The sequence below is a fragment of the Latilactobacillus sp. VITA-14 genome, assembly GCF_046580785.1.
In the GTDB taxonomy this organism is placed as follows: domain Bacteria; phylum Bacillota; class Bacilli; order Lactobacillales; family Lactobacillaceae; genus Latilactobacillus; species Latilactobacillus curvatus.
The window spans coordinates 36382-58879 of record NZ_JBJKTM010000006.1 but is presented as its reverse complement, the minus strand read 5'-3'; the positions used below and the strand labels follow the sequence as shown (position 1 = coordinate 58879).

General features: G+C 41.6%; 27 protein-coding genes and 1 other annotated feature. Of the genes, 24 read left to right on the top strand and 3 right to left on the bottom strand.

The window, feature by feature from the left end; translation table 11 throughout:
- Positions 1 to 41: 41 nt before the first annotated feature.
- From ACF1X7_RS04115 to ACF1X7_RS04105, 3 genes are all read right to left on the bottom strand, one after another.
- Positions 42 to 281 carry a hypothetical protein gene (locus ACF1X7_RS04115; RefSeq protein ID WP_004270001.1) on the bottom strand — a complete coding sequence of 80 codons (240 nt, stop codon included), beginning with the start codon at positions 279 to 281 and terminating at the stop codon, positions 42 to 44.
- A gap of 151 nt (positions 282 to 432) precedes the next feature.
- Entirely contained in the window at positions 433 to 1176 is a 744-nt protein-coding gene (locus tag ACF1X7_RS04110) for a type 1 glutamine amidotransferase (RefSeq protein WP_064777241.1), read from the bottom strand.
- Positions 1173 to 2522: a Mur ligase family protein gene (locus tag ACF1X7_RS04105; protein WP_089542151.1), complete on the bottom strand. Its 1350-nt coding sequence runs from the start codon at positions 2520 to 2522 to the stop codon at positions 1173 to 1175. Before ACF1X7_RS04105 ends, ACF1X7_RS04110 begins: the two co-directional genes overlap by 4 nt.
- Before the next feature lie 177 nt (positions 2523 to 2699).
- On the opposite strand from ACF1X7_RS04105, the gene ACF1X7_RS04100 reads away from it, so the two are divergent.
- The 24 genes from ACF1X7_RS04100 (at position 2700) to ACF1X7_RS03985 (ending at position 22484) form a co-directional block, all read left to right on the top strand.
- Complete coding sequence (locus ACF1X7_RS04100; protein ID WP_039099370.1) at positions 2700 to 3293, top strand: thymidine kinase; 594 nt, start codon at positions 2700 to 2702, stop codon at positions 3291 to 3293.
- A gap of 6 nt (positions 3294 to 3299) precedes the next feature.
- Positions 3300 to 4397: a peptide chain release factor 1 gene (gene prfA / locus ACF1X7_RS04095; protein WP_004265393.1), complete on the top strand. Its 1098-nt coding sequence runs from the start codon at positions 3300 to 3302 to the stop codon at positions 4395 to 4397.
- A complete protein-coding gene (gene prmC / locus ACF1X7_RS04090) occupies positions 4375 to 5241 on the top strand; it encodes a peptide chain release factor N(5)-glutamine methyltransferase (RefSeq protein ID WP_004269973.1) in 867 nt (288 codons plus the stop codon). Before prfA ends, prmC begins: the two co-directional genes overlap by 23 nt.
- A 33-nt stretch (positions 5242 to 5274) precedes the next feature.
- Positions 5275 to 6294, top strand: a complete 1020-nt coding sequence (locus tag ACF1X7_RS04085) for an L-threonylcarbamoyladenylate synthase (protein WP_039099369.1) — start codon at positions 5275 to 5277, stop codon at positions 6292 to 6294.
- A gap of 33 nt (positions 6295 to 6327) precedes the next feature.
- Positions 6328 to 7575: a serine hydroxymethyltransferase gene (gene glyA, locus ACF1X7_RS04080; protein ID WP_411162445.1), complete on the top strand. Its 1248-nt coding sequence runs from the start codon at positions 6328 to 6330 to the stop codon at positions 7573 to 7575.
- A 161-nt stretch (positions 7576 to 7736) separates the two neighbouring features.
- Positions 7737 to 8366, top strand: a complete 630-nt coding sequence (upp, locus tag ACF1X7_RS04075; protein ID WP_004269972.1) for a uracil phosphoribosyltransferase — start codon at positions 7737 to 7739, stop codon at positions 8364 to 8366.
- A gap of 332 nt (positions 8367 to 8698) precedes the next feature.
- Positions 8699 to 9412, top strand: coding sequence for a F0F1 ATP synthase subunit A (gene atpB, locus ACF1X7_RS04070; RefSeq protein ID WP_221276583.1), 714 nt, complete (start codon positions 8699 to 8701; stop codon positions 9410 to 9412).
- 18 nt (positions 9413 to 9430) lie between these two features.
- Positions 9431 to 9643: a F0F1 ATP synthase subunit C gene (gene atpE, locus ACF1X7_RS04065; protein ID WP_039099367.1), complete on the top strand. Its 213-nt coding sequence runs from the start codon at positions 9431 to 9433 to the stop codon at positions 9641 to 9643.
- A gap of 64 nt (positions 9644 to 9707) precedes the next feature.
- On the top strand, positions 9708 to 10229 hold the full coding sequence (atpF, locus tag ACF1X7_RS04060) for a F0F1 ATP synthase subunit B (protein WP_039099366.1): 522 nt from the start codon (positions 9708 to 9710) through the stop codon (positions 10227 to 10229).
- Entirely contained in the window at positions 10216 to 10758 is a 543-nt protein-coding gene (gene atpH, locus ACF1X7_RS04055; RefSeq protein ID WP_221276584.1) for an ATP synthase F1 subunit delta, read from the top strand. The genes atpF and atpH overlap by 14 nt, the downstream gene beginning before the upstream one ends.
- 27 nt (positions 10759 to 10785) lie before the next feature.
- Complete coding sequence (gene atpA, locus ACF1X7_RS04050) at positions 10786 to 12324, top strand: F0F1 ATP synthase subunit alpha (RefSeq protein ID WP_411162444.1); 1539 nt, start codon at positions 10786 to 10788, stop codon at positions 12322 to 12324.
- A 12-nt stretch (positions 12325 to 12336) separates the two neighbouring features.
- A complete protein-coding gene (locus tag ACF1X7_RS04045; protein WP_004270029.1) occupies positions 12337 to 13287 on the top strand; it encodes a F0F1 ATP synthase subunit gamma in 951 nt (316 codons plus the stop codon).
- A 25-nt stretch (positions 13288 to 13312) separates the two neighbouring features.
- Positions 13313 to 14743, top strand: a complete 1431-nt coding sequence (gene atpD, locus ACF1X7_RS04040) for a F0F1 ATP synthase subunit beta (RefSeq protein ID WP_065825598.1) — start codon at positions 13313 to 13315, stop codon at positions 14741 to 14743.
- 15 nt (positions 14744 to 14758) lie between these two features.
- A complete protein-coding gene (locus ACF1X7_RS04035; RefSeq protein ID WP_064777235.1) occupies positions 14759 to 15193 on the top strand; it encodes a F0F1 ATP synthase subunit epsilon in 435 nt (144 codons plus the stop codon).
- A 128-nt stretch (positions 15194 to 15321) separates the two neighbouring features.
- Positions 15322 to 15555 carry a DUF1146 family protein gene (locus ACF1X7_RS04030; RefSeq protein ID WP_004270934.1) on the top strand — a complete coding sequence of 78 codons (234 nt, stop codon included), beginning with the start codon at positions 15322 to 15324 and terminating at the stop codon, positions 15553 to 15555.
- A gap of 28 nt (positions 15556 to 15583) precedes the next feature.
- Entirely contained in the window at positions 15584 to 16885 is a 1302-nt protein-coding gene (murA, locus tag ACF1X7_RS04025; protein WP_039099361.1) for a UDP-N-acetylglucosamine 1-carboxyvinyltransferase, read from the top strand.
- Positions 16886 to 17013: 128 nt separating this feature from the next.
- Positions 17014 to 18003 carry a rod shape-determining protein gene (locus ACF1X7_RS04020; protein WP_039099360.1) on the top strand — a complete coding sequence of 330 codons (990 nt, stop codon included), beginning with the start codon at positions 17014 to 17016 and terminating at the stop codon, positions 18001 to 18003.
- A gap of 32 nt (positions 18004 to 18035) precedes the next feature.
- On the top strand, positions 18036 to 18218 hold the full coding sequence (locus ACF1X7_RS04015) for a DNA-directed RNA polymerase subunit beta (RefSeq protein ID WP_004270937.1): 183 nt from the start codon (positions 18036 to 18038) through the stop codon (positions 18216 to 18218).
- Between the two features lie 25 nt (positions 18219 to 18243).
- On the top strand, positions 18244 to 18501 hold the full coding sequence (yidD, locus tag ACF1X7_RS04010) for a membrane protein insertion efficiency factor YidD (protein ID WP_039099359.1): 258 nt from the start codon (positions 18244 to 18246) through the stop codon (positions 18499 to 18501).
- 29 nt (positions 18502 to 18530) lie between these two features.
- Positions 18531 to 18761: a DUF2969 domain-containing protein gene (locus tag ACF1X7_RS04005; protein WP_004270939.1), complete on the top strand. Its 231-nt coding sequence runs from the start codon at positions 18531 to 18533 to the stop codon at positions 18759 to 18761.
- Positions 18762 to 18854: 93 nt separating this feature from the next.
- Entirely contained in the window at positions 18855 to 20054 is a 1200-nt protein-coding gene (locus ACF1X7_RS04000; RefSeq protein WP_039099358.1) for an FtsW/RodA/SpoVE family cell cycle protein, read from the top strand.
- A gap of 13 nt (positions 20055 to 20067) precedes the next feature.
- Complete coding sequence (locus ACF1X7_RS03995; protein WP_004270931.1) at positions 20068 to 20376, top strand: glycine cleavage system protein H; 309 nt, start codon at positions 20068 to 20070, stop codon at positions 20374 to 20376.
- Between the two features lie 84 nt (positions 20377 to 20460).
- Positions 20461 to 20704 (top strand) — a binding site (T-box leader).
- A 63-nt stretch (positions 20705 to 20767) separates the two neighbouring features.
- Positions 20768 to 21802, top strand: coding sequence for a methionine ABC transporter ATP-binding protein (locus ACF1X7_RS03990; protein WP_039099357.1), 1035 nt, complete (start codon positions 20768 to 20770; stop codon positions 21800 to 21802).
- The gene (locus tag ACF1X7_RS03985; RefSeq protein WP_039099356.1) at positions 21795 to 22484 is read left to right on the top strand and encodes a methionine ABC transporter permease; all 690 of its coding nucleotides are present in this window, start codon (positions 21795 to 21797) and stop codon (positions 22482 to 22484) included. Before ACF1X7_RS03990 ends, ACF1X7_RS03985 begins: the two co-directional genes overlap by 8 nt.
- The last annotated feature ends 14 nt before the right edge of the window (positions 22485 to 22498 follow it).

Genomic DNA, 22498 nt, shown 5'->3' with positions numbered 1-22498 from the left:
TTAAACGTGTTCTGTAAGTCATCCGAACCCAGAGCCACACGCTAGCCATCGACCGTTAGCCAGTCGTTTTGGAGTAGTTCGTGGGTTCTCTTTTGCAGGGGTAACCACAATTCAGCGCGGAGGATATTGATGAGGGATTCCCAGAAGAGGCGGTCCTTTTTTTGTTGGTCGGTAATATGTAATTCGATTTCTTGACCACTTTCAGTGGTTGCGAAAACTTTATCATGATTTTCAATCCGATTAATTTGAACGGACTCGACTGCTGGCATTTGATTTAACATAATGATTCGCTCCTTTTTATAGGTTAAAGTCAGTATACCGAGCAAGTATTGTGAAACGATTATCATTTTATGAATAAAAAGTGTATTTTTTCTTGCGAAATGATTAAGACATCAAAAAAGTCGACCGCATAATGGTCGACTTTTTGATTTGTTAATTTTGGACGCGTTTGACGCCGGCTGCATCGACTTGGTAACGTGATTCTTCGAGTGGTAAGTCAGCGATTTGTTGTAAATCAAATTCTGGAAAACGCCGGCTAACCGCAATCGATAAAAGTCGTTTGGCTAAAACACCGTTGTGCGTGAGAATTGGACCATGGAAGTATGAACCAAATGTGTTTTTATAAACACAACCTTCGGTGCCGTCATCACCATTGTTGCCGTGACCACGTTTGATGTAACCAAGTGGTTTTTCATCCTTGCCCAAGAAAGTCCGGCCGTTGTGATTTTCAAAACCGAGGTAGGTTTCGTTAAACTCACGGTTTTCGATGACAATATCACCGATAAAACGATTGTTATCTTGGCTCAATGTGTAATGATCAAGTGCGCCGATTCCAGGAATCTTGTCGCCGTTTGCGCCAATATAGTAGTGACCTAATAATTGATAACCACCACAGATGGCAAGCATAACACCACCGTTTTCAATGTATTCGGTGAGGGCTGCTTTTTTGTCGTTGAGGTCTTTTGAGATGATTTTTTGTTCGAAGTCTTGGCCACCGCCGAAGAGAACGATATCGTAACGACTTGCATCGAAATCTTGACCGATACTAATGACTTCTGTTTCAGTTTGAATGCCAACTTTTTTGGCATAGTAATCAAGGACTAAAATATTACCAAGATCACCATATGTGTTCATTAAATTGCCGTATAGATGACAAATTCTTAATGTCTGGGTCATACTGATAGTCCTTTCTTAATATAATTGGCAGCTGCCAGCTTCTTACGTAGTTGTAAAACAGCGGTATAAGTTGCTAATACATAAACATGTTTGGTTGGGGCTGCTTCAATGGCTGCCATCGTTGCATCGAGTTCTTTGGTTTCGTGTAATTGATCTGCCGTGACACCAGCTACTTTTAGTCGGAAAGCGATATCGTCACCGCGTTCGCCACCGGTAATCACGGTTGGAATGTTGTGTTTGAGTAAGTCTTCAAACTCGCCATCCCAAATCCAACTCGTATCAATTCCATCGGCATAGTTAGCGTTAAGCAACATTGCGAGTGAAAAGTCTTCTGGATCAGAACTGATCATTTGTAAGACTTGGTTTAAGCCAACCGGATTTTTAACGAGTACCAATGTGACCGCTTTGTCTTTTAATTGAATGACTTCTTGACGGCCAAAGATTCGTTTGTCTTCAGTGAAGGCCTTTTGAATTGCTTTCACTGGAATATCAAAGAATCGACCGACACTATAGGCTGCAAGTGCGTTATAGATGTTGTACATGCCGCCAATTGAAATTTCAAACGGTTCGTTGTTAATTTCAAAGTGTGAATTTGTGGGGCGCATCTGATTGATGGCAGTGACTGCTTCGTCTAATTCAGGTCGTTGGTAGCCACAATTAGGGCAGTAAAACTTCCCTTGGCTGGCATAACTGATGAATTTGTAATGAATGATGTGATCACAAACGGGGCACAAAACGCCGTCTGTGTTGCTTGGAGCCATCATTTCGCCATCTGGTAAGTGGTTGAATCCGTAATAAATCTTTGGATTAGGAAGTTCAACCGATGAAAAGAGAGGCAAGTCAGCGTTCATAATGAGGGTTGCCTCAGGAACGAGTTTGACGCCCGCTAGAATCATATTATAAGTCGTGTAGATTTCGCCGAAACGATCCATCTGATCACGGAAAATATTCGTCATCACAATCGCTTTGGGCTTGATGTAGTGACAAAGGGGTTCCACATTGGCTTCATCGACTTCGAGGACGGCCAATTGCCGTTGTCCTTTTTGAGGATGATCTGCTAAAAAGGCGGTGGTCAATCCTTGCATCATGTTCGAGCCACTCGAATTGGTCATGATATGATCGTATTTTTGCTTCAACGTCTGCACAGTGAGTGCGGTCGTTAATGTTTTACCATTGGTACCGGTAATGATAATCACGTCGTAGTTCTTGGTTAACTGCTTTAACACAGCAGGATCGAACTTGGTTGCGATTTTCCCGGGGAGGGAGCTGCCACCTTTCATAAAGGTATGTAAATACCAATATGAAAAACGTCCTGCTGTAATTGCAAATGAGCTTTTAATTGTCATGCTTGCCACCCTTTCAATGTTCATAATCATAGCATAAATTCTCAATTTGGACGATATAAAAACGCATCTGCAAATAAAATAAGGGAAACTTTAGAATTTAATAGTGGCGAATATTGTTGCCTCGCTGATTTTCAGGTATACTAGATTAAAATGTGCTTAACATAGGGGTGTTTGAGAGTGGCGCAATTATTTTTTAGATATGGTGCAATGAATAGTGGTAAGTCGATTGAAATTTTAAAAGTCGCACACAATTATGAAGAGCAGAATAAATCAGTGATCATCCTGACGAGTGGGATTGATAATCGCGACGGGGTGGGGATTGTTTCAAGTCGGATTGGGCTCAAACGTGAGGCGACACCGATTTTCTCGGATACGAATATCTTTGAGTTGGTACAATCGACTAATCCGGATGCAGCGTGTGTCTTGATTGATGAATCACAATTTTTAGAACGGCATCACGTAATCGAAGCGGCGCAGGTCGTTGATGATTTGAATATCCCGGTGATGGCGTTTGGGTTGAAGAATGATTTTAAGAATGAATTATTCGAAGGCTCGAAATACTTATTGCTATTTGCCAATAAGATTGAAGAAATGAAGACCATCTGTTGGTTCTGTCGCAAAAAAGCGATTATGAACTTGCGAATGAACGATGGCAAACCGGTTTATACGGGTGAACAGATTCAAATCGGGGGCAACGAAGCATACTACCCCGTTTGTCGGAAACACTATTTTAACCCACCGGTAACACAAGAGAGTGAAAAGGAAGGCTAGTCATTCATGGATAAAATGTTTGAACAACTTGATAGTTTGTTAGACCGCTATGCGGAATTACAGGAATTAATGTCTGATCCAGAAGTGATCAACGAAACCAGTCGGTATATGGAATTGTCTAAAGAAGAAGCGGGTTTACGGGAAATTGTTGGTAAATACACGCGTTTGAAGACTGTCTTAAACGACATTGCAGAAAGCGAAGAATTGTTACGCGAATCTAATGACCCAGAAATGGAAGAATTAGCTAAAGCGGATTTAAGTGAGTTACAAGATGAAAAGGAACAATTAGAACAAGACATCAAGATTTTGATGTTACCAACGGATCCTAACGATGAAAAGAATATCATCATGGAAATTCGTGGGGCTGCTGGTGGCGACGAAGCCAGTCTCTTTGCAGGTGATTTGTTGAATATGTATCAACGCTACGCTGAATCACAAAACTGGCAAACTGAAATCATCGATGAAACGGCTACAGAAGTGGGTGGCTTCAAAGAAGTTGCGATGATGATTACCGGTAAAAATGTTTATTCGAAGTTAAAATATGAAAATGGTGCGCACCGTGTCCAACGGATTCCAAAGACCGAATCACAAGGTCGTGTTCATACCTCAACAGCGACTGTTGCAGTTATGCCTGAATATGATGGGGTTGACGTGCAGCTCGATCCTAAGGATATTCGGACTGACGTTTATCGTGCCTCAGGTGCTGGTGGTCAACATATCAATAAAACCTCTTCAGCCGTGCGGATGACGCATATTCCAACCGGGATTGTGGTTGCGATGCAAGATCAACGGTCACAACAACAAAACCGAGTGAAGGCAATGCAAATCTTACAGTCACGGGTTTATGATTTCTATGAATCACAAAATCAAAGTGAATACGATTCAAGCCGGAAGTCAGCGGTTGGGTCTGGGGATCGTTCTGAACGGATTAGAACATATAACTATCCACAAAACCGAGTGACGGATCATCGAATTGGTTTAACGTTAAACAAATTAGATCGGATTATGAACGGGGAATTAGGCGACGTCATTGATGCGTTAATTCTTTACGATCAAACCGAAAAATTGGAGCAATTACAAGATGGCACAGCTCACTTATCTTAAAGCCCTGAATTGGGCTTTTTTATTTTTAGAAGAACACGCTAAAGAACGTGAAGCAGCGCGCTTTTTACTACTCGGTCGTAAACATTGGACGACGACCCAACTGGTCTTGCATTATCACGATGAAATGCCGACTGCCGAATACGATCAGTATCAAGCAGACTTAAACGCGTTTATCGCTGATCAACCGGCACAATACATTTTGGGATATGCTAATTTTTACGGACGCGATTTTAAGGTGACGCCGGCAACGCTTATTCCACGACTTGAGACGGAAGAATTGGTAGAATGGATATTAGATGCTACACAACCAAAGAACCGACCGCTTAAAGTGTTGGATGTTGGGACAGGAACGGGCGCCATTGCAATTACCCTTGCCTGTGAGCATCCAGAATGGGAAGTGACCGCAATTGATATTTCACTAGAAGCGATTGCTGTTGCACAAGCAAATGCGCGCCAATTAAACGCGCATGTTAACTTTATCGTGGGTGATTTTCTAACCCCAGTGATGGGCCAACAGTTTGATGTGATTGTGTCTAATCCGCCATATATTGCACAGGATGAACGGCATGTGATGGATGCGTCCGTTTTGAAATACGAACCCGACTTGGCCCTATTTGCAGATAATAACGGCTTAGCGTTTTATGAACGGTTTGCTAAAGAAGTGCGTGCGTATTTAAAACCAGATGGGCAGCTTTATTTAGAGTTCGGTTATCAGCAAAAAGAGGCGATCGTTCGGTTATTCGAACATGAATCGACCGATGTAGCGGTTACAATCAAAAAAGATATGGCTAATTGGTCTAGAATGGCCCGTGTGGGTTACGATTTCAATCGGAATTTGGTATGATGTAAATCAGAAGTAGAGTAAGGAAGGTCTATAATGGAAACCAAGAGATACACAGTAGAACAGATTGAACAAGCAGCAGCAGATTTAAAAGCGGGCGAATTGATTTCATTTCCAACTGAGACCGTCTATGGTCTTGGGGCAGATGCGACGAATCCTGAAGCGGTTAAGAAAGTTTATGCCGCTAAGGGGCGCCCAAGTGATAATCCGCTAATCGTGCATGTAGCAAGTGTTGCGACGGTTGAGCATTACGCAGCCGGAGTTAGTGATCGATTTAAGCAATTAGTCGACGCTTTTTGGCCCGGTTCATTGACAATTATTTTGCCGCTAAAACATGCGGCACTAGATTCAGTTGTGACGGGTGGTTTAAAGACCGCTGCCTTTAGAATGCCGAACAATGCGGTGACGTTAGACTTGATTAAAGCGGCCGGTGTCCCACTTGTGGGGCCTTCAGCCAATACATCAGGCAAGCCCAGTCCAACCACTGCCGATCACGTTTTACATGATCTAAATGGAAAGATTGCCGGTGTCATTGATGATGGTCCAACTGGTGTTGGGTTGGAATCAACGGTGATTGATTTAAGTGTTGCGACACCCGTTATTTTACGACCCGGTGTTGTGACTCAAGAAGCCATTGAACGTGTGATTGGGCCGATTATGACAAACCACCATAAAGTTGGCGCAGCTGAAACGCCAAAGGCACCAGGCATGAAATACAAACACTATGCTCCAAATGCACAGGTTTACATAGTGCCAACGCCAGATGAATTTCCGGCGGCGGTTAAATGGGCCAGTCAACAAAATGTGCCATTTGGTGTTATGGCGGTTGATACGGTGTTAGGGCAGTTATCTGACGTTAGGTTTAAAGATCAGTTCTCTTTAGGTGATTCTGTAGTGACTGCTAGTCAACACTTGTTTGAAGGATTACGGTATTTTGATTTGAATCCTGAGGTTAAAATTATATTAGTGCAAGGCTTCGCAAAAGAGGGTGTCGGATTAGCGTATATGAATCGCCTCGAGAAGTCTGCCGGCCAACAATACTTTACTTCGAAATAGGCACTATTTTAATAGGAAGAGGAGTGATTGTAAATGATTGAACAAACTGATCCAGCAATTTACGAATTGATTAAAAAAGAGGAACAACGCCAGGTGCATAATATTGAACTAATTGCTTCTGAAAACATTGTTTCCGGAGCTGTTCAAGAAGCACAAGGTAGCGTATTAACCAATAAATATGCCGAGGGTTATCCGGGCAAACGGTTTTACGGTGGTTGTGAATTTATCGATCAAATTGAATCACTCGCGATTGAACGTGCTAAACAACTTTTTAATGCAGAACATGCCAATGTACAACCGCACTCCGGTTCGCAGGCTAATATGGCAGTTTACCAAGCGCTTTTAGAACCCGGTGATAAGATTTTAGGGATGAACCTCACAGATGGCGGTCATTTAACCCATGGGTCACCGTTTAACTTCAGTGGGCAACTTTATCACTTCTATAGTTATGGCGTTGCTGACGATAACGAACGAATCGATTATGATGCGCTCGCTGCTAAAGCGGATGAAATTCACCCTAAAATGATTGTTGCAGGGGCATCAGCATACAGTCGGACAATTGACTTCCCAAGGTTACGCGCCATTGCCGATCATGTCGGTGCCTATTTAATGGTCGATATGGCACACATTGCTGGTTTAGTGGCAACTGGTGTTCATCCAAGTCCAGTGCCATATGCCGATGTGGTGACCACAACAACGCATAAAACGTTGCGTGGACCTCGTGGTGGAATGATTTTGTGTAAAGCAGAATATGCCAAAGCAATTGACTCTGCCATCTTCCCTGGTATTCAAGGTGGACCGCTCGAACATGTCATTGCGGCGAAAGCTGTTGCATTTGGTGAAGATTTACAACCTGAATTTACAGCATATACAAAACAAATTGTGGCCAATGCGCAAGCGATGGCTGTCGTTTTCGAACAATCTGACTTAGTACGTGTGGTTTCAGGCGGGACTGACAATCATTTAATGTTACTCGATTTAACGCAGAGTGGCTTAAATGGGAAGGAAGTCCAAGCATTTTTAGATAGTGTCCACATTACCGTTAATAAGAATACCATTCCTTTTGAAAAATTAAGTCCATTTAAGGCAAGTGGGATTCGAATTGGGACCCCAGCAATTACATCGCGCGGGTTTAAAGAAGCGGATTGTGAATTGATTGCGCAATTAATTTTAGAAGTGATTGAAAAACACGATCAATTAGACGCCATGACGCGCATTAGTGCAGATGTTTTAGCGTTGACGGATCGTTTTCCAATCACACAAGCTAAATTTTTAGATTAATTAATGAATACCGCTAGTTTTTTGATGCTATTTACGCTACAATAGTAAACAGAATTTTACGCGGAAGGGAGAGTGACTCGGAGAAGGTTTTCTTTGGAGTCACTCTTTTTTTGCGAAAAAAATTTGGACTAAATTCATTGAATAGAATAGGGGCAAAGTAAATGGCAAAATTCACAGTATTAAATCATCCGTTAATTCAACACAAATTAACGATTATCCGGAATAAGGATACGGGTACTAAAGTTTTCCGCGAAGTCGCAAACGAAATCGCAGAATTAATGGTTTATGAAATCACGCGCGATTTAGCAATGGAAGACGTAGAAGTTGAAACACCAATGGGGCCTGCAATTGAAAAACAATTGAGCGGGAAAAAATTAGCCGTTGTGCCAATTCTGCGTGCAGGTCTTGGGATGGTTGATGGCGTTTTAGAATTAATCCCAGCCGCTAAAGTTGGTCACATTGGTATGTACCGTGACGAAAAAACATTACAACCCCACGAATACTTTGTTAAATTACCAACAGATATCGATCAACGACAACTATTCATCGTTGATCCAATGCTTGCAACTGGTGGCTCAGCAATCATGGCCATCGATGCCCTTAAAAAACGCGGCGCAACGTCAATGCGCCTTGTTGTACTAGTGGCTGCACCTGAAGGCGTTAAAGCTGTTCAAGAAGCCCATCCAGATGTTGACATCTATGCAGCTGGTCTTGATGATCATTTAAACGAGGATGGATACATTGTTCCTGGTTTGGGGGATGCAGGCGACCGTCTTTTCGGGACTAAATAGCCATTAATTAGGTACCGATAATAAAAGCGCGCAACACTTGATTTTCCTGTGTTACGCTTTTTTTTGCCAAAAAAGCAACCGTTAATAAGTTTAATCTTTTGATATGATAATATTTATGGTATTTGAGTGCATTGACAAAAAAATAATTAGAAATTAGTTAGTATTTGCTTTGTACTTTTAATTTAATGGTGGTATTATCATACTTGTATTGCGGTGATGATTTATGCTTAATTTTTCTACATAAATATTGCTGTTTTTAGGTTCGTTGTGCAACTCGCGTAGTCGTTGATAGAGTGGAATCAACAAATAAGCCTAAGGGAGGAGGGAATTTTGTGGATGATAAATATCCCATTATTAGCATTTTGGGAATTCGTTTTAATTTAGCAAACTGTCTGTCGGTTTTAGTAAGTGCGGTTTTGGTTTTTGCACTCGTTTTCTTTTTATCAAGAAAAATTGCGCTCAAACCGGCTAAACGACAAAATGTTTTAGAGTGGATTATTGATTTTACAAACGGAATCGTTAAGGGTGCAATGCCTGGTGAAGAAGGTAAGCAATTTTACCTATTTACATTCGTTATGTTCATGTTCATATTTATCAGTAATCAACTTGGTTTGATTCTTCAAATTAAAGTACATGGTGTTACTTGGTTGAAGAGTCCAACAGCTAATCCGATTATCACGATGTCGCTTGCGATGATCGTCTTAGTGCTTGCGCACTACTTTGGTGTTGAACGGTTAGGCTTTGGTAATTACATGAAGAGTTATATTAAACCGGTAGGGTTTTTCTTACCAATTAATATCATCGAACAATTTACCAATTTCTTAACGTTGTCCTTGCGTTTGTACGGGAACATTTTTGCGGGTGAAGTTTTACTAAGTTTATTAGTTAAAATGGCCTTCTCACATGGACCAGCAACGATGCTTGTGACGGCACCGCTTCAAATGATTTGGCAAGGCTTCTCCGTCTTTATTGGAGCTATCCAAGCATATGTATTTGTAACACTATCGATGGTCTATATTTCAGAAAAAATTGAAATGGAAGACTAAAATTTAGGAGGAAAAAAAATGAACTATTTAGCAGCAGCTATCGCGGCTGGTTTAGCAGCATTCGCAGCATCATATGGTAATGGTAAGGTTATTTCAAAAACAATCGAAAGTATGGCACGCCAACCAGAATTGTCAGCAGAATTACGCTCAATGATGTTTATCGGTGTTGGTTTGATTGAAGCTGTTCCAATTATTTCTATTGTCGTTTCTTTCTTGATCTTATTTAGTTAATCCAAGTGAATTTAAATTTTCGCTTTAAAAATTAGTCAGTAAGTCAAGGAAGGAGTGTCAATAGATGTTTAGTAATTTAATCGTTGGTGCTTCTGAAGCCTACCTTGGAGATTCACTTTTCGTACTAGTTGTCTTTATCATTTTAGTCGCTTTAGTTGGTAAATTTGCGTTTGGTCCTGTTTCAAAGATGATGCAAGATCGTTCAGACAAAATTACAAACGATTTAGATAACGCTGCTCGCTCACGTGAAGATGCTGCCAAATTAGCAGCCCAACGTGCAACAGAGTTAAAGAATTCTAAATCAGAAGCAGTTGAAATTGTGAATGCAGCCAAACAAAATGGTGAAAAACAACGTGAAGGCATGGTCAAACTTGCTCAAGAAGAAGTCCAAACTTTAAAACAAAATGCTAAAAAAGACATCGAACAATCTCGTTTAGATGCGTTAAACAGTGTGAGAGATGATGTTGCTCAACTATCTATTGAAATTGCTTCTAAACTCATTAAGAAAGAATTGTCAGTTACTGATCAAAAGTCATTGATCAATTCCTACATTGAAGGGTTGGACAAGCAAAATGAAACTAGATAAATATGCAGTCGGACAACGCTATGCAAAGGCATTATTTTCCCTTGCAGAACAAGAGCAACAATTTGAAAGTATCCATGAAGAGATACAAGCACTCGAGACTATTTTCAATGACAACCCAAGATTGGGTGCAGTTCTGACTGATACGACTTTATCTGGATTGAAACAACGTGAGCTTCTAAAGAGCCTTTCCGGTGAATTTAGTACACTCATGCAACACTTTTTAAGCCTTGTTTTTGACTATCAAAGAATGGCTGAGATGCCATACATTATTGCGGCCTACGAAGATCTTTATGATCAAAAGATGGGGATTGCATACGCTAAGGTAACGTCAGCCGTTGCTTTAGATGGTGATCAAATCGCAAAGATTAGCCAAAGCTACGCTAAACGCGAAGGTCTCAATCAGGTCTTAGTGGAAAGTATCGTTGATCCAGATATTATTGGTGGGATTGTACTGGAATCGAATCACAAGGTGATCGATGGCAGTGTTAAACATGGCTTAGATCAAATTAAGTCATTACTATTGAAATAGTCAATCGTTGATAAAGAGGTGAACCTGATGAGCATCAAAACTGAGGAAATCAGTGCATTAATTAAACAACAACTTGCAAATTATAATGAAGATTTAGCCGTTGAAGAAGTCGGTACTGTCACTTATGTTGGTGATGGGATTGCACGTGCTCACGGTTTAGAAAACGCCCTTTCAAATGAATTGCTAGAATTTTCTAACGGTTCATACGGGGTTGCGCAAAACTTGGAAACCAACGATGTTGGGATTATCATCTTAGGTGAATATGAAAACATTCGTGAAGGTGACCAAGTTAAACGAACAGGCCGGATTATGGAAGTGCCTGTTGGCGATGCTTTAATTGGTCGTGTTGTTAATCCATTGGGTCAACCCGTGGACGGCAAAGGCGAAATTAAAACGGACAAAACTCGTCCAATCGAAAAGAAGGCACCGGGTGTTATGGCACGTCAATCTGTTTCAGAACCTTTACAAACAGGTCTAAAAGCCATTGATGCTTTGGTACCAATCGGTCGTGGTCAACGTGAATTAATTATCGGGGATCGTAAGACTGGTAAAACATCTGTTGCGATTGATACGATTATTAATCAAAAAGATCAAGACATGATTTGTATTTACGTTGCGATCGGTCAAAAAGAATCGACCGTTAGAGCGCAAGTGGAAACCTTACGTCGTTACGGCGCTATGGATTATACCATCGTTGTCGAAGCTGGTCCTAGTCAACCAGCACCATTACTCTACATTGCACCATATGCTGGTGCAGCGATGGGTGAAGAATTCATGTATAACGGCAAGCACGTCTTAATCGTCTATGATGATTTAAGTAAACAAGCTGCTGCTTATCGTGAAATTTCATTACTTTTGAGAAGACCTCCAGGCCGTGAAGCTTACCCTGGTGATATCTTCTACTTACATTCACGTTTATTGGAACGGGCTGCTAAGTTAAGTGATGAATTAGGTGGCGGTTCAATGACTGCTTTACCAATCATCGAAACACAAGCTGGGGACATCTCAGCTTATATCCCAACTAACGTTATTTCCATCACTGATGGTCAGATCTTCTTGGAAAGTGATTTATTCTATTCAGGAACACGTCCAGCGATTGATGCTGGGTCATCTGTTTCTCGTGTTGGGGGCGCAGCGCAAACGAAGGCGATGAAGAAGGTTTCTGGGACATTACGTCTTGATCTTTCATCATACCGTGAACTTGAAGCCTTTACGCAATTCGGTTCAGACTTGGATGCGGCAACACAAGCGAAATTAAATCGTGGTAAACGGACTGTTGAAGTTTTGAAACAACCACTTCACAAACCATTACCATTCGAACAACAAACAACGATTCTTTATGCATTAACACACGGCTTTATTGATGACGTTCCAGTTGACGATATCATGCAATATGAAAGTCAATTGAGCGATTATCTTGAAAGTAACGTAAAGGACTTGATGGACACTATCCGTCAAACCGCTGCATTGCCAGATACAGATAAGTTAGATGCTGCTATCAAATCCTTCACAGAAGGTTTTGTCGGCGCTGAAGCTACTGCTGACAATCAAGACTCAGGACAGTAAGGGGTGAATTAATTGGCTGAATCTTTAATGGATATCAAACGAAGAATCGCCTCTACTAAAAAAACTGGGCAAATTACGAGTGCTATGCAAATGGTCTCTGGTGCAAAACTTTCTCAGATTGAAAAAAATTCAATCGCTTATCAACAATATACGAATAAGATTCGAGAAATCGTCACGCATTTGGCTGCAAGTCAATTAATTGCAAGTGCACGTCAAAAAAGTACCGCTAAAGCAGCAGAAGCTACTAACGGTACTTCACAGAAATCATTGCGGCATGACATTACGTTAAGTAATTTGTTAGTGGAAAGACCAATCAAAAAGACCGGTTATTTGGTCATCACGAGTGATCGTGGATTGGTTGGCGCTTATAACAGCTCAATCTTAAAAGCAATGGTTGAAATGATTTCAGAAAACCACAAGTCTGCTGATGAATATGCTATTTTAGCCGTTGGTGGCACTGGTGCTGATTTCTTTAAAGCACGGCAAATGAACTTATCCTACGAATATCGTGGTGTAAGTGACGTGCCATCATTTAATGAAGTCCGTGAAATCATCAAAACAGCTGTTGCAATGTATGATAGCGGCGTGTTTGACGAGTTGTACGTTTGTTACAACCATCATGTCAACTCACTGACATCTGCTTTTCGAGCTGAAAAAATGCTACCTATTACCGACTTGGATGTTTCAGAAGTCACTGATAAAGATCAAGAATACATCACAGAACCTTCTGTTGATGATGCCTTAGATGCCATTCTACCGCAATACGCTGAAAGTTTGATTTACGGCGCACTACTTGATTCTAAAACAGCTGAACATTCTGCTTCCATGACGGCGATGAAGAGTGCCACTGATAATGCTAATAATTTAATTTCTGATTTATCAATTAAATTTAACCGGGCACGTCAAGCACAGATTACTACAGAAATCACCGAAATTGTCGGTGGTGCGGCAGCATTAGAATAAGAAACGCGGGAGGAAAATAACAACTATGAGTATGGGAAAAGTTGTCCAAGTTATTGGTCCCGTTGTCGATGTCGAATTTTCTTTAGATACGACTTTACCAGATATCAATAATGCCTTGGTTGTCAACAAAGGGAACGACGAATCTGTCGTCTTAGAAGTGGCACTTGAATTAGGTGATGGGGTAATGCGTACTATTTCAATGGAATCAACTGACGGTTTACGTCGGGGGATGGCTGTTGAAGACACTGGTCGTGCAATTAACGTACCAGTTGGTAAAGAAACTTTAGGACGGGTATTTAACGTTCTTGGTGAAACAATCGATGGCGGCGAAGAATTTCCTGCAGATTTTAGACGGGACAGTATCCACCGTTCTGCACCTAAATTTGAGGAATTAAATACAAGTTCAGAAATTCTTGAAACAGGGATTAAGGTTATCGATTTACTTGCACCTTATTTACGAGGTGGGAAAATTGGTTTGTTTGGTGGTGCCGGTGTTGGTAAAACCGTTTTAATCCAAGAATTAATCCATAATATCGCTGAAGAACATGGTGGTATTTCTGTCTTTACTGGTGTTGGTGAACGAACACGTGAAGGTAATGACTTATACTTTGAAATGAAAGAATCAGGCGTTTTGGAAAAGACAGCGATGGTTTTCGGTCAAATGAATGAATCACCTGGCGCTCGTATGCGAGTTGCCTTGACTGGTTTAACAATTGCTGAATACTTTCGTGATATTGAAGGCCAAGATGTGTTATTATTCATCGATAACATTTTCCGATTCACTCAAGCTGGTTCAGAAGTTTCTGCCTTATTAGGACGGATGCCTTCTGCCGTTGGTTACCAACCAACATTGGCAACAGAAATGGGCCAATTGCAAGAACGAATCACGTCTACTAAAAAAGGTTCAGTTACATCAATCCAAGCCATTTATGTGCCTGCTGATGATTATACTGATCCTGCGCCTGCAACAACTTTCGCGCATTTGGATGCTACAACTAACTTGGATCGTAAATTAACACAACAGGGGATTTATCCTGCTGTTAACCCACTAGAATCAACTTCTAGTGCTTTGGATCCAGAAATTGTTGGCGAAGAACATTACGAAGTTGCTTCAGAAGTGCAACACGTCTTACAACGGTATCGTGAATTACAAGATATCATCTCGATCTTAGGGATGGATGAATTATCTGATGATGAAAAGATTATCGTTGCGCGTGCTCGTCGGATTCAATTCTTCTTATCACAAAACTTCCACGTTGCCGAAGCCTTCACAGGCCAAGCCGGCTCATACGTGCCAGTAAAAGATACAGTGGCAGGCTTCAAAGGCATCTTAGCGGGTGACTATGATGATGTCCCTGAAGAAGCATTCCGGCTTGTCGGGAATATTGATGCTGCATTAGCAAAAGCTAAAGAATTGGGTTATACACCATCCGAACAAGAAACGAAACAAGCTTAGAAAGGGGCGTTAATGATGGCAGAAGAACAAAAGGTATTAACCGTTAATATCGTGACCCCAAGTGGGATTGTCTATGATCATCACGCAACATTGTTGGTTGTACCAGCGATGGCCGGGCAACTTGGTATTATGGCTAATCATGAGCCAATTATTACCCCTTTAGAAATTGGTGAGATTCGCGTTAAACGGACTGATGATCCAGCACGTGAAGACGCAATTGCGGTCAATGGTGGGTTCATGGAAGTGAGCCATAACGTTGCTTCAATCGTTGCCGATAGTGCTGAACGGGCGCGTGATATTGATATTACGCGTGCGCAAAGTGCCAAGGAACGTGCTCAAAACGCAATTAAAACAGCGTCCGAACATAATGATACTGACGAATTACGCCGGGCTCAAATTGCACTGCAACGTGCGATAAACCGGATTAACGTTAAGAATCACTTATTGTAGGATTCAAAAAGCCTTAAACCTGAATGGTTTAAGGCTTTTTTTGTTTCTTAAGATTCAGTCTGGTGGGCAGACAAATCCTATTTTGGTATGTTACAATGTTTGCATATCACAAAAGGGGCGTTATTTAAGTGCAATCAATCGGGTTACAGGCAGTTATTTCAATTATTAGCCATATTGGTTTTATTTTAATCAGTTTTTATGGCTTACAATCAATCCGGTTTGAGCAATTTTTCAAACCGAATCATATCCGTCAAGTACAGATTGTCATAGTATTTCTCGCTATTGTGATGGGCTACACCGTTAGCCAATTCTTTTTAGAAATAATCGCGCAGGCTAAAAATGTGATTTTTTTAGTCCCATAAACTAGCAGTCTTATTCGGAGGGAAACTCTTGGAAAAATTGATTATACAAGGCGGTCAACGATTAGTTGGCGAAGTTCAAATCGAAGGCGCCAAAAACGCAGTATTACCAATTATGGCGGCTGCCTTACTAGCAACTGACGGACCCGTTCAATTAACGAACGTTCCTATTTTATCTGATGTCTTCATGATGCAAGATGTATTAAAGAGTTTAGATGCTAAAGTTGAGTTTGATGAACAACGGAACCAATTAACAATCGATGCCAGTAGTGATTTGAATTTTGAAGCAGCTTTTGAATATGTTTCAAAAATGCGTGCTTCCATCGTTGTGATGGGGCCGTTATTAGCGCGCTTAGGTCACGCACGAGTTGCGATGCCAGGTGGTTGTGCTATCGGTTCGCGGCCTGTTGATTTACATTTGAAGGGTTTTGAAGCACTTGGTGCAACCATTCATCAAAATCATGGTTACATTGAAGCTAAAGCAGAACGCCTAGTGGGAACTAATATTTACTTAGATTTTCCTAGTGTTGGTGCGACACAAAACATCATGATGGCTGCGACAATGGCTGAAGGGACAACGGTGATTGAAAACGTTGCTCGTGAACCTGAAATTGTGGATCTTGCTAATGTCTTAAACAAAATGGGTGCGAACGTTTTTGGCGCCGGAACTGAGACAATTCGGGTGGCAGGCGTAACCGCTTTACACGGGACGGATCACAGTATCGTGCAAGATCGGATTGAAGCCGGAACCTTCATGGTAGCCGCTGCGGCAACACAAGGAAATGTCTTGATTAAAGAAGCGATTGCTGAACACAATAAACCACTCCTATCAAAATTAGTGGAAATGGGTGCGGAAGTGATTGACGAAGAAGCTGGTGTTCGAATTATTGGTTCCGCTGAATTAAAGGCATGTAATATCAAGACGCTACCTTATCCAGGCTTTCCAACTGATATGCAAGCACAAATGACGACACTTCAATTACTTGCTAAGAAGACGAGTGTTATGACCGAAACGGTATTTGAAAATCGTTTCATGCATTTGGAAGAACTCCGCCGAATGAATGCGGATTATCAAATTGAAGGTCAATCAGTTGTGCTTTATGGCGATACACATTTCAATGGGGCTGAAGTGGCTGCAACCGATTTAAGAGCTGCCGCAGCACTTGTCATTGCTGGGTTAGTAGCTAATGGTGAAACGTTGGTTACGAACCTTCAATACATGGACCGGGGTTACTATCATTTCCATCAAAAATTACGGGCACTTGGGGCACATATTAGTCGAGCTGATTTTGATGCTGCCGGTCACCGGATTAAACAAGCAAAACGTGCATAAAACAGACTGGCGGCGCCTGCTATTTCAGCGGACGTCGCTTTTTTATTTTGCCAAATCAGGATACTAAAGGTATCTGTCTTATGGTATAATGATTTACTGAATATAGTTCTCGGAAGGAGCAACACCAAATGGCTAAAGATATCGGGATTGACTTGGGAACTGCCAACGTCTTAATTAACGTTAAGGGAAAAGGCATTGTCTTAAACGAACCTTCAGTTGTTGCGATTGATACCCAAACCAAAAAAGTTTTAGCAGTTGGCTCAGAAGCGTATCGGATGGTTGGCCGGACACCTGGCAATATCCACGCTGTCCGTCCATTAAAGGATGGGGTCATCGCTGATTTCGACATTACAGAAGAAATGTTAGCGTATTTTATTAATAAATTAAATGTAAAGGGCTTCCTATCAAAACCTAATATTTTGATTTGCTGCCCAACAAATATTACATCAATTGAACAAAAAGCAATTGTTGAAGCTGCTGAAAAATCAGGTGGCGGCAAAGTCTTCTTGGAATTAGAACCAAAAGTCGCGGCTGTAGGTGCTGGCATGGATATTTTTCAACCACGCGGTAACATGGTTATTGATATCGGTGGTGGGACCAGTGACGTCGCTGTGCTTTCAATGGGTGAAGTGGTCACAAGTCGTTCATTGCGTCTTGCAGGCGATAAGATGAATAGTGAAATTGCCGCATACGTTAAGAAGAAACATAATCTATTAATCGGCGAACATACGGCTGAAATAATTAAGTTAACAATTGGTAACGTTTGGCATGCTGATGCGAGTGAGTCACTTGAGATTCGTGGCCGGGACATGGTAAGTGGGTTGCCACAATCTGTCTCAATTAGTGCAGATGAAGTTGAATCAGCCTTGCATGAAACAATGATGGAAATTATTGCGGCTGCCAAAGAAGTGTTAGAAGTGACACCACCAGAATTATCTGCAGATATTATTGATCGGGGAATCATGTTAACGGGTGGCGGTGCTTTATTACGCAATATCGCTAGCTTATTCTCAGAACATTTGAAGGTTCCGGTGGTCTTAGCAGAAAATCCATTGGATGCTGTTGCTTTAGGGACTGGCATCTTATTAGATAATATTGAACATAAACGCGCCTATTAAGCCGCATTCTATTAAAGAAGGATTGTGATTGTGTGTATCAATCAAATTTTGACGAACACGTCAAACCCGTTTTAAAGAAAATTTTATTGGTTTTCGTGCTCATAATTATTGCGTTATTAGTTGGTCAGATGATTGGTTTTGCAATTGGCGGCCAGAATCCATTTGCCGTTTTCTTGCCTAGCACATGGAGTCATATTATTAATTTCTTGCAGTAGCATGCGCTAAAGTGAGGCAGATAAATTGAGGAAAATATTGATTGGATTGGTCCGTTTCTATCAGAAGGGAATTTCACCATTGTTACCACCGAGTTGCCGATATTACCCAACATGTTCGAGTTACATGATTCAAGCAATTCAAAAACATGGTGCTATTTTGGGTTTAATCATGGGCATCGGTCGTATATTGCGTTGTCACCCGTTTGTACGGGGCGGCTATGATCCAGTACCAGATCATTTCACCGTTTTGCGCAATCGACAGCAAGACGAGTCACAAAAGTAAGTCAAAGAAGTTAGGGGTTCAACATAACTATGTCAAAAAAAGAACAAAAAATTACTGTCACAATTGATGACATCAAACGTAATGGCCAAGAAATGACAAGCGTCATGGTCGGCAAAAATGAAATTGGCGTGATTGTAGAAGATAGCGCTAAGAAACGTTTTGAAGCAACTGTTGAAGGGACTGGTCAAAGTATCATTACTAAGACCCACGACGATGCAGTTAACGAATTACTACGGGAGTACCACTTACACCAAGGTTAATTCTTAAGAATTAATTAGAACTACAGTAACCCGGCAGAATTCTGGCCGGGTTATTTATATAATGAGAGCAGAATTGATTGAAGGAGACTTAGCATGCCAAAGGAAGTAGAAACAACAGAAGATTCCTCGCGAGTTGATTATGGAATCGTCTTTTCAGTCTTTATGCTAGCGTTGATTGGCTTGATGTCAATCTATGTGGCAACATCACATGATACATCAGGTGCGAGTTCAACTCGAGCCGTTATTATGCAAGCTGCATGGTACGTGATTGGTGGAATTGCGATTGTCGCAATTATGCAGTTTGATTCAGAACAACTATGGCGGATTGCACCACTGGCTTATGGGTTAGGGATTTTCCTCTTGATTGCCGTTTTAATCTTTTATAATCGGGCAGTCGCCTTGCAAACTGGGGCAAAGAGTTGGTTCTCTCTTGGACCAATCTCATTTCAACCATCTGAAGTCATGAAACCGGCATATATTTTGATGTTGGGCAGGGTCGTTACTCAACACAATACGGCTTATCCAGAACACACGATTAAGACGGATTGGATGTTACTTGGACGAATGTTACTATGGACACTTCCAGTGATGGTCCTATTGAAATTACAAAATGACTTTGGGACCTTATTAGTGTTCGTTGCCATCTTAGGTGGGATTGTGCTTGTCTCAGGTGTGACCTGGAAGATTTTAGCCCCAGCCATTGCTGTTTTAGTCGCTGTTGGGGGCACGGCCCTTACACTAGCGGCGACGACCCCTGGCCGGGTAATCTTGACGCATCTGGGCTTTAAAACGTACCAATTCAATCGAATTGATGCTTGGCTGCATCCTTTTGATAATACTGCCAGTACCAGTTTACAATTATCGCAGAGTTTAAAGGCGATTGGGTCTGGTCAGCTATTTGGGAAAGGCTTCAATCAAGTGCAAGTCCATGTGCCAGTACGTGAATCCGATATGATTTTCTCTGTCATTGGTGAGAACTTCGGCTTTGTCGGTTCATGTTTTGTGATTCTTTTGTACTTCTTGTTGATTTACCAAATGATTCGGGTCACATTTGATACGAAGAATGAATTTTACGCGTATGTCTCAACTGGGATCATCATGATGATCTTATTCCATGTTTTCGAAAACATTGGGATGAGCGTTGGTTTATTACCATTGACAGGGATTCCATTGCCGTTCATCTCACAAGGGGGCTCGTCATTATTGGGGAACCTAATTGGCGTTGGGTTTATCATGTCGATGCGGTACCATTATAAGAGTTACATGTTCAGTGAAGCTGAAGATACTTTCTAGGAGTGAATGACGGATGACGATGAATAATAATGATTATTTTTGGACAGAGGAAATTGCAGCATCGATTAGAAGAATTGGGATCACCAAAGCCGCACAAAATGAGTTTGGGTTAATCAAGTTTGTTGATGTTCCAATCGTGGGGCAAAAATTGACGGCTAATGAAACCTTAGTGGCCATTGAAGCTGAGAAGATGGTACAAGATCTTGACAGTCCACTAGCTGGTGAATTAGTAAACGTCAACACACCGTTAGCTGATAATCCGGAATTATTAAATGCAGATAACGAAAAAGATGCGTGGATTGCTGACATTCGGGTCGATTAGGCCATTACTTAAACAATAATCTGATTTTTTTGAATAGTCTTGCTTGACTTTTAATTGAACTTTAATTATGATAGATACTACTTAATACAAGCGATGAAAAGATGAGTAATTTAGTCAGTAGCATTTTAAGAGAGTCCGGTCAGGTGCAAGCGGATAATGTGAAAGCTAGATGAATATGGTCTTTGAGCAATTCATTTGGTAAGGTTTAACTGAGCCGAATGCGGGGGTTGCCCGATATAGCGAACGAGTATCAATCGGGTACTTTGTAAGGCGATTACTGTGAGGTAATCGTAAATTAAGGTGGTAACACGCATTTAGCGTCCTTTCTCTCATTTATTTGAGAGGAAGGATTTTTTTTTGGCATTTTTTAAAAGAAGAGGGAGCGATTAGTATGTTGACATTAAAACAAGTGGGTAAAACCTTTGAGCGAGAACAAAAAACATTCGCCGCACTAACGGATGTCTCGTTGAACATTGAAGCGGGCGAAATCTACGGGATTATCGGTTATTCCGGCGCTGGTAAGAGTACGTTGATCCGACTCTTGAATGGACTTGAAAAGCCAACGACTGGGGATGTGCTCGTTGAGGGCCAGTCAATTGTGGGGTTGAGCGAACAAGCAATGCGGCCGATTCGGCAGAAAATTGGCATGATTTTCCAACACTTTAACTTACTCTGGTCAAAGACAGTGTTAGAAAACATCATGTTGCCACTAAAATTAGCCGGGGTACCTAAGGCAGAACGACAAATCAAAGCCCGCGCATTATTAAAGATTGTTGAATTGACCCATTTAGAAGCGGTCTATCCAAGCGAACTATCGGGCGGTCAGAAACAACGGGTCGCAATTGCACGAGCCTTGATTAGTGACCCGAAGATTCTGTTATGTGATGAAGCGACTAGCGCCCTTGATCCGAAAACAACGAATTCAATTTTAACGTTACTGGCTAAGATTAATCGTGAAATGGGGATTACAATCGTTCTTGTCACCCATGAAATGGATGCGGTGCGGCGGATTTGCCAACGAATTGCGGTCATGGAAAATGGGCGGTTAATCGAAGAAGGGACTGTGCACGAAATCTTTGAAAAACCACAAATGGCTGCAACTAAGGCATTTGTTGCTGAATCCTTAGTGGTGTCGCCAAGTGAAACGGCCGCTTCGATTGATCAACTGTTAGAACGGGTTCCAAATGGCACAATCGTCCAACTGCGATTTAACGAAGAACAATCGAGTCAACCGGTGATCGGTCGCTTGATGCGTCAATACCCAGCAGTCGAAATCAGTGTCATCAGTGGGAGTTTACAACAAACCATTAATGGCGCACTTGGCTATTTATACATTCAAATTCAAGCTAATCCAAGTGATTTAAAGGCAGTCCTTGCAGAATTAGCACAACAAACAATCGAAGTTGAGGTGGTACGTCATGGATAACGTAAACGGATTTCAATCCTATTTTCAATTTAAGCAAGTGAACTGGCCAAGTATGTGGCAAGCAACTTTTGAAACAGTTTGGTTAACAATTGTCAGTGTTTTATTGGTGGCAGTTCTTGGATTCGCACTCGGGTTAGTTCTTTATCAAACAAACGCGAGTGGTGGTCGAGTGAATCGGCTGTTGAATGGCATTGTGGCTTTATTCGTGAACGTCTTTCGTTCCATTCCATTCATCATTTTAATCGTCTTGTTGATTCCATTGACAAAAGGTTTGATGGGCACGATGATTGGCCCGAAAGCGGCGATTCCAGCGTTAATCATCTCAGCCGCGCCCTTTTATGCACGACTCGTTGAATTAGCTTTTCGGGAAGTCGATGGCGGTGTGCTTGAAGCCACCCGTTCAATGGGCGCTTCAAAAGCCCAAATCGTCTGGCAAGTCCTTCTGCCAGAAAGTATGCCGGCGCTTGTTTCCGGCTTAACCGTCACCGCAATTTCACTTGTTGGTTATACCGCAATGGCGGGGGTGATTGGTGCCGGTGGACTGGGAAATCTTGCTTACCAAGATGGTTTCCAAGCTAACCAAAATGCGATTACGTTAGTCGCAACCGTCATTATTTTAATCATCGTCTTCATTTGTCAAAAAACGGGCGACTTGGTTGTTCAACACATTGATCATCGTTAATTTAAAAGGAGGAG